Below are 7180 nucleotides of genomic sequence, written 5' to 3'. Positions count from 1 at the left end.
ACCCGGCCGGCCGCGCAATAGGTCGGCGCGGTCAGATCGACCCGGACATAGCGGGCCGTCACCGCCCGGATGTCCGTCAATGTCAGCAGTGCCTGGTCGACCGCGACGATGCCGGTGTCAGCCACCTCTCCCATCGTCGGATCTGTCGCCGAATAGCGGATGCGCGCCGTGGTGGCAGTGAGCCCCATGACGCGGACGCAATCGATCGCCTGCACCGAGCCGAGATCGACCACGAACCAGTCGCTTCCGGACAGGCTCTGCCAGCGCACGCCGACATGCGGATCCTGCAGTCGCAGCACCGGCGCGAGCAGCACCTGGGACGACACCGACAGCGAAGCCGTGTCCGCCTTGTTGATGTAGCCGATACGCGCGGACTTCATCAGCCGAACGCCTTGACGGTCGCGGCCTGCGATCCGGCTTTGAAGTTGATTTCAGTCACCATCATGTACCGCCCTCCGATCAGGTCTCCGCGATCGTGGCGAACGAAGATCTGCTCGCCGACATTCAGAAGCGCCGCGTCGCGATCGGGTACGCCGAACGAATAGGAGCCGAGCGAACGCCGCCACAGCGCCAGGCGCCTCGCCGCCTCGGCCTCCGCGTCCGCCTTGTCGCGGAAGAACCCCTGCACCGCGTCCGGCTCCTTGCCGAACGGATGGTCGACCCGCACCGCCGGAGCTTCAGCGACCGCGTAGCGATATTCGGCCGCCAGGAAGCTGCGACGCGCGTCGCTGATCGCCGCGGCCGGATCGCTCATCACCGTGTAGTTGCGCTGATAGCCGACCTTCCATTTCGCGGGCGGCGGCCAGACGCTGTCGAGCAGCCGCTGCTTCTGCGGATTTGGATCGAATACGGTCTTGTCGAACCGCGCGGTCGGCGGTCCTTGCGGAAAGTCGACCCGGCCGACGTGGAATTTGCCGTCGCGGCGGAACCCCGCATAAGCGCCGATCGCATCGATTAGCTGCCCGATCACGTCCGCAATTGTCGGGCTCTGATCATGCCCGACGAAGATCCCGACCGGAGCTGGCTGCACGCGATCGAGCGTCTCGAGCGACGGCAGATAGATGTCGGAAGGTCCCGCCAGCTCGGCCGAGCGCTGCATCAGCGCCCGGACGATCTGGACCGTGGTCTGCGCGAATACGCCGCCGGCGACGTCGCCCTGCACATCCGCGGTGATCGTGCCGGCCGGCGCGGCGCCAAGGCGGAAGTGACCACGGGCCTTGCAGGTGGCGAAGGCGCCAGCCGGGATGACTGCCGCCCGCAGCGCGGCGATGTCCGGATAGTCCGCGTGGACATCGAGCGGATAGCCCTGCGCATAGACCGCCGCGATCGCCTGCACGGCGCCGTCGTGAACCTGATAGAGCAGCTCGGCCGGCACCACGAGCGCAGGCGTCACGTTGAGGCACCATCCGAAGGCGAGCGGCCGCGGCTTTCCGTTCAGATCCTCATTGCCCTGCAGATCGCCTGTTCCCGCATAGATGTTCGCCTGCGCCGGCACGTCGAACTTGTAGGCGTTGTCCTCGACGCTGATTTCGAATTTCGTGTCGTCGATGAATTCGCCCGACGACAGCCCGCGCAGCACGACAGGCCACGTCGCCTTCGGCGTGCCGAGCGGACCGAGGCGGATCTCGAGCAACTGCCCATCGGTCGTGTAGCGCTGGGTGAGGTTGTCGTAGCGCCCGTCCAGATTGTCGATCACGGTCGAACCGCGGCCGGTGATGAAGCCGCCGAAGCCGGACCGATTGCCCATCGACCATGTGAAATCGAGCGGCTCCGACAACGCGTCCGAGAACGGCAGCAGACTCTCCTGATCGATGAATTCGGCCGTCGCGACACGGATACGATAGGCGAAGTCGATCGACAGCCCGAAGCCGAAGAAGATGTTGAGCGACGGCGTGATCTTGGCGCCGAACACGCCGCCGGCGAAACTGTGACCTCCGAACATCGATCACCCCACCCGATCGGACAGCAGCCAGGGTGCAAGCTCGGCCGTGTAGACGTAGCGCGCCCGCGCGTCGGACAGCAGCCGTTCGTAGTTCGACGTCGGCACCATCGTGAGTTCGAACCCGATGTTGATCGCCAGCATCGCCTCGGCGAGCGGGATCGGCCGGTCGACCACCAGCGAGAAGTCGTGATGCGCGGTCAGCAGCGCGGGCGCAAAGCGCACCGGCTGCTGCAGCGGCGGCGCCCATTTGTCGGCGCCGGGGATCTCCGCAAAGGGCAGCGCCTTGACGAAGGCTGCGAACTGCTGCGCGGGCGTCGGCAACGCCCGTGGGAACTTCACCGGGATCTGGAGCGGCGGAAACCAGTAGGTGTCGAACGTCGTGCGAATGTTGAACGGCTGGTGAGCCGCCAGCAGTTGCCGCGGGAAGCGCACCGGCTGGGCCAGCGGCGGCACCCAGCGGTCGGACGTGACTGCCTCAGCGAAGGGCGCAAACTGGACGAAGGCCGCGAACTGCTGCGCGTTTGCCGGCAGCGCCCGCGGGAACTTCACCGGCAGCTGGAGCGGCGGCACCCAGCGGTCCGCAGTGACAGTCTCGGCAAACGGCGCGAACTGGACGAAGGCCGCGAACTGCTGCGCTGTTGCCGGCAGCGCCCGCGGGAATTTCACCGGCAGCTGAAGCGGCGGAAACCAGTAGGTATCGAAGGTCGTGCGGGCGTTGAACGGCTGGTGAGCCGCCAGCAGCTGCCGCGGGAAGCGCACCGGCTGCGCGAGCGGCGGCACCCAGCGGTCGGCCGTGATCGCCTCGCCAAACGGCGCTGCCTGGACGAATGCCGCGAACTGCTGAGCGCCCGCCGGTAGCGCGCGCGCAAACTTGACCGGGAGCTGCAGCGGCGGCACCCAGCGATCGGCGGTGACCGGCTCGGCAAACGGCGCGGCTTGCACAAAGGCGGCGAACTGCTGAGCGCCCGCCGGCAGCGCGCGCGGGAAGCGCGATGGCTCCTGCTGCGGCGGAAACCAGTAGGTATCGAACGTCGTGCGGAGGTTGAACGGCTGGTGAGCCGCCAGCAGCTGGTGCGGAAAGCGTACCGGCTCCTGCAGCGGCTTGAACCAGCGGTCCGGCGACGTCGCCTCCGGCCTCGTAAGTACAGCCGGATCGACCGTGAAGGCCGACCATGCGGCCGCCGCCACGACGGCGGCGGCGCGCAGGCGATGGAACGAAGGCCGCGATAGCGGCGGATGCCAGGAGTCGGCAAAGATCGGCCGTTCAGATGCAGCCTCGTTGCCGAGGTCTCCGAACGCACCGTGGCCGAAACTGTGCCCGCCGAACATCGATCAGCCCTTCAGGCGCCCGCGTAGGACCGGCGGGCGTGATAGCTCGCCTCGACACGCCGCAGCCGCTCTTCGAACGGCGTGCAGACGCCGAGCGCCTCACAACGCTGGCACACCGGCTTGTCGCAGCGCCGGCAGTAGCCCATCACGAGCCCCTCGCCCTTCGGCGGCACCACGACGATGCCGCCGCAATGGACGCAGGTGAACGTGTCCCGCTCCTGCACGCCGGAGTCCGACGTGCAGATCAGCACCCCGCCAGGCTTGCGCATGGCCGTCTTACGGGTTGGCGACGATCGCGTGCACGATCGCGGTGCCGGTGTAGCCCGGCGACTTGGCGCGGAACGCGAAGCCATTGTTAGCGGTCGCCGGATAGACCAGCTCCTGCCCCGGGAAAGCGACCCATCGCGTCGTGGCGCGCTGGTTGACGCCGAAGCTGAGAACACCGCTGTTTGCCGTCACCGTCGGCTCCGCCGTGTGGTTGGCAGTCACGGCGCCGAGAAACGCACCGTCCGCCGGATCGAGCTTGTTGGGCGTGACAGCGCTCGCCGTGCCGTCGGCGGTGATGCGGGACACATCGAAGGTCATCGCCTGATCGGCCGGCGTGCCGTCAGTGCCGAACGTGACCTCGACAATCTTGCCGCGCTGGAGCGAGGTCGCCGCCGCCGCCATCACGGCGAGCAGCGTCTTGAAGTTGGTCGAAATCGCCTGCTGCGAGCCGCCGAGCAGGTTGGATGCCGCGTAACCGGACATGGGTGGTTCTCCGTTGTGGTGAGAGGCGCGACGTCAGCCCGTCGCCGGCATCGTTACGGCGTCTTGCCGATCTGGAATTGCCCGGGAACGAGCTGAAATTGCTTCCCGGACGTGATGTCCTGCGCGGTCTGCAGCGGGCCGCTCATGATCATGTTGCCGCCGGTCTGCGCATCCCAGAAACCCGCGTGCGTGATCAACCCCCAATCGACGCCGACCGGCGGCGGACCGACGTCGACATTGTCGATCAGCACCGCCCGCCCGCTCGAGGAATCGAACGAGCTCATCTTCCCCGCCATGTCCACCCGTGCGTAGTTGGTACCGTCGGTCGGCACTTCGGCCGCGGTCGATCCGAAGTCCGTCGGATCGGCGGTGTGAAGCGACATCCAGCGGCCGAGCGCGATCGCCTGGTCGCCGAGATACTTGTGTGCGTAGTAAGACAGGCCCGACATGATCCCTCCTCAGGCGGCGCGCGGCTTTGCGCCGGCGACGATCTGGCGCAACGCATCCTTCATCCGCGGCACCGAGGCTTCGTTGCTGGCGATCAGCTCGTCGATCTTGGACAGGATGCGGTCGTCCGACATATCGAGCGCCTGCTTGAACGCCCGCGCCAACGCCTGCCAATCGACGTTCTCATTCGCCGATCTCCCCTCACGCATCGCCTCGAGCTGCGGCATGAAGCGCCGCGTCTGATCGGCCGGCATCACGAACTCGCCGCCCGCAAGGCCGATCGGGCGGCCGTTCGGAAGCCGCGCCACGACGCTGTCGATGCCGTAGAGCCCGTTCGCGATGACACCGCCGCCGGCATAGCCGGGGATCACGCCGCCGTTCTGGAAGCCGGGCCACCCCGGGATCGGCGGCGGATTGCCGTGGCCACCGAGCGCAAAAGCGATCAGCATGAGCCACTGATTTGAACTGTTCGCCGCATTGTAGGTCAGCTGCCCCAGACCGTTGATCGCGTTGATGATGCGATCGGCCGTCGTGTTGCCGGACACGGTGAGGTTGTTGATCGCGCCGAGCAGCGCCTGCTGGGACGCCAGATAGTTCACCTGCTGCGCGGCGAGCTGGTTCTGCACCGTCTGCAGATTGTCATTGGCCGCGCCGGTCGTGGTGACGGCGCCGGTCGTGCCATGCACGGCAGTCGTGGTGCCGATCACCGCGCTTTGCACGTCACGCATCGCCACAAGCAGAGGGTCTGTCGTCTGCTGCACCGACGACAGACCGCCGAGCTGCGATTTGATCGACGCCACGATCGCCTGATACTGCGCTCCAGATGCATACATTGCCTGCGCGGCAAGCCGCAGGTTCTCGGCATCCTGCACGATCGACGATTGCGCATCGAGATTGCCGGCCTGCGCCAGCGCCAGCTTGGCATTGTACGCGGACTGCGCGGCGGCGAGCCGATCCGCGGGCGCAAGCGTCGACGCTGTCCCGGCCGTCAGGCTGTTGAGATAGTCCAGGATCGACTTTGCCGAAGCATCGAGCGCCTGCTTCTGCGCAGCCGCGGCCTTCTCGATCGCCGCAGAGGATTCCGTCACCACCCCGGCCAGATCCGGGAAGATGGTAGTGAACTCATTGAACGCATCACCGACCAGACCGGCATCATCGACGATCTTCTGCGCCTCGGCAGCGAAGACCGTGCTGACGAGGTTCATATCGAGGCCCAGCTTTGCCGCATCGGCGACGTCCTGATTACGCTGCGTCAGCAGGGCGAGCGCATCGTTGAGATAGCCCTTGCCGGTCGCCACGTTCAGTCGCGACGTCAATCCGCTCTGGAACGACTTCTGCAGATCGGCGATCGCCTTCTGGACGCCGTCGGCAATCGCCTTGGCGGCGTCGCCAGACGACATGCCGAGCTGCTCCAGGGCGCCCTGCAGCGCCGCGGCGCGGCCCTGAATGTCGAGCATCCGGGTTGCGACCGTCGACAGCTGAGGCGCCGTATCGAGCAGCGACAGCAGATAGGTCCGTGACACGTCCTGTGCCTTGGCGACCTCGCCGTTCATGTAGGCGATCGCCGCGGCATTGTTGGTCAGCATCAGCGTATCTTCCGACAGCGCTCCGCTGAGGATGCCGGTCGAAGTCCGGGTGTCGTCGACGAACGACTGCACCGAGGCCAGCTGATCCTTGATGGTCGACACCGCCTTGAGGAACGGAGAGTCCATGCCGAGCCCGTCGCCCAGTCCCTGCGCGGTCGCCTGGAAGGTCGCGAGGAACGCGCGCGACTGATCCTGCACATACTTGCTATAGGAGGTCACGATGCGGTTCACCGCCGCGTAGTCGCCCGCATCCCAGGCCTTGTCACCCAGCTCCGACGCCCGTTGCCGTGCCGAGGCGATCTTGTTCATCACCTCCCCCTGCACGCCGCCGGACATTTGATTGAGGAACTGTTCGAAGGCGGGGCCGGCCTCTTTCCAGACCCGCTTCGCTTCCTCGAGCTTTTTCTTGCTCTCGTCGGCGCCGCCGAACATCTGCGCCAGCACACCAATGCCGGCCTCGACGTAGCCAACAGGGTTGAGCGGGTTCGCGATGATGTTGTTGATGCCGGCACTGGTGAGCGTCTTGCCGAGGCTCGACGCCGCTCCTTTCAATGCATCCATGGCGGTCTTTCCGCTCATGATGCCGGACACGAAGTCGTTGGCGAAAGACGACGCCGAGTTGCGGATCGTCGAGTTGATGTCGGCGAGCTGATTGTTCAGTCTGATCGCACCCGCGATCGGCCCGTCCATCATGTTCTTCCACTCGTCCCCATAGACCCGCTGCAGGATCGATGCGATCTGCTTGTCGGCGTCAGACAGGAATGCAGTGTCGAGGTTGAACTTGATATCGCGCTTCAGGCTTGCTTCGGCGAGAGATTGCGCCAAGGCACCCAGCGCCGCCGCCTCGCGCTGGATCTCAGCGACGTTCTCGGCGGTCAGGGATTTCCCTTGAAGCTTTGCCTGGTTGATGGCGTTCTGCGCAGCCGAATAGGCGGCCGCCGCGCCAATCGACATGCCGATCGTCGACGCTTCGACGCGATACGCATCCGCCTGCGAATTGATCTGGACTGTGCCAAGCGCCTGCTGACGCGCCACCTCGATCAAGGCATCCTTCTGTTGCTGCGTGAGCTGAATAGCCCCGGGCGTCAGCTCATACTGTTTAAGCTGAGCGCGGACACCGATAAGC

The 7180-nt window shown here is 66.0% G+C and carries 7 protein-coding genes; all 7 read right to left on the bottom strand.

Translation table 11 applies throughout. The annotated features are described in order from the left end of the window. On the bottom strand, window positions 1-380 hold a 380-nt coding region (locus ACOJTD_RS02330; RefSeq protein WP_420131330.1), incomplete at its 3' end, for a discoidin domain-containing protein. Beyond that, a complete protein-coding gene (locus ACOJTD_RS02325; RefSeq protein ID WP_420131329.1) occupies window positions 380-1942 on the bottom strand; it encodes a hypothetical protein in 1563 nt (520 codons plus the stop codon). The genes ACOJTD_RS02325 and ACOJTD_RS02330, both read right to left, overlap by 1 nt. Window positions 1943-1945: 3 nt before the next feature. After that, window positions 1946-3271 (bottom strand): hypothetical protein, encoded by a 1326-nt coding sequence (locus ACOJTD_RS02320; RefSeq protein WP_420131328.1) that lies wholly within the window; start codon window positions 3269-3271, stop codon window positions 1946-1948. 11 nt (window positions 3272-3282) lie between these two features. Continuing rightward, window positions 3283-3540: a hypothetical protein gene (locus ACOJTD_RS02315; protein WP_420131327.1), complete on the bottom strand. Its 258-nt coding sequence runs from the start codon at window positions 3538-3540 to the stop codon at window positions 3283-3285. A 7-nt stretch (window positions 3541-3547) separates the two neighbouring features. Further along, window positions 3548-4021, bottom strand: a complete 474-nt coding sequence (locus ACOJTD_RS02310) for a hypothetical protein (RefSeq protein WP_420131326.1) — start codon at window positions 4019-4021, stop codon at window positions 3548-3550. Between the two features lie 53 nt (window positions 4022-4074). Next, complete coding sequence (locus ACOJTD_RS02305; RefSeq protein ID WP_420131325.1) at window positions 4075-4470, bottom strand: phage tail fiber protein; 396 nt, start codon at window positions 4468-4470, stop codon at window positions 4075-4077. Window positions 4471-4479: 9 nt separating this feature from the next. Beyond that, on the bottom strand, window positions 4480-7180 hold a 2701-nt coding region (locus ACOJTD_RS02300; protein ID WP_420131324.1), incomplete at its 5' end, for a hypothetical protein.

The sequence above is a fragment of the Rhodopseudomonas sp. genome, assembly GCF_048594845.1.
GTDB lineage: Bacteria > Pseudomonadota > Alphaproteobacteria > Rhizobiales > Xanthobacteraceae > Rhodopseudomonas.
The sequence above is the reverse complement of the archived record's forward strand: the minus strand, read 5'-3'. Positions and strand labels throughout refer to the sequence as shown.

What these genes read in the sequence shown, in the direction of transcription:
- ACOJTD_RS02325 (WP_420131329.1), bottom strand. Translation starts at nt 1,942, where the DNA reads ATGTTCGGAGGTCACAGTTTCGCCGGCGGCGTGTTCGGCGCCAAGATC.
- ACOJTD_RS02315 (WP_420131327.1), bottom strand. Translation starts at nt 3,540, where the DNA reads ATGCGCAAGCCTGGCGGGGTGCTGATCTGCACGTCGGACTCCGGCGTG.
- ACOJTD_RS02310 (WP_420131326.1), bottom strand. Translation starts at nt 4,021, where the DNA reads ATGTCCGGTTACGCGGCATCCAACCTGCTCGGCGGCTCGCAGCAGGCG.
- ACOJTD_RS02305 (WP_420131325.1), bottom strand. Translation starts at nt 4,470, where the DNA reads ATGTCGGGCCTGTCTTACTACGCACACAAGTATCTCGGCGACCAGGCG.
- ACOJTD_RS02320 (WP_420131328.1), bottom strand. Translation starts at nt 3,271, where the DNA reads ATGTTCGGCGGGCACAGTTTCGGCCACGGTGCGTTCGGAGACCTCGGC.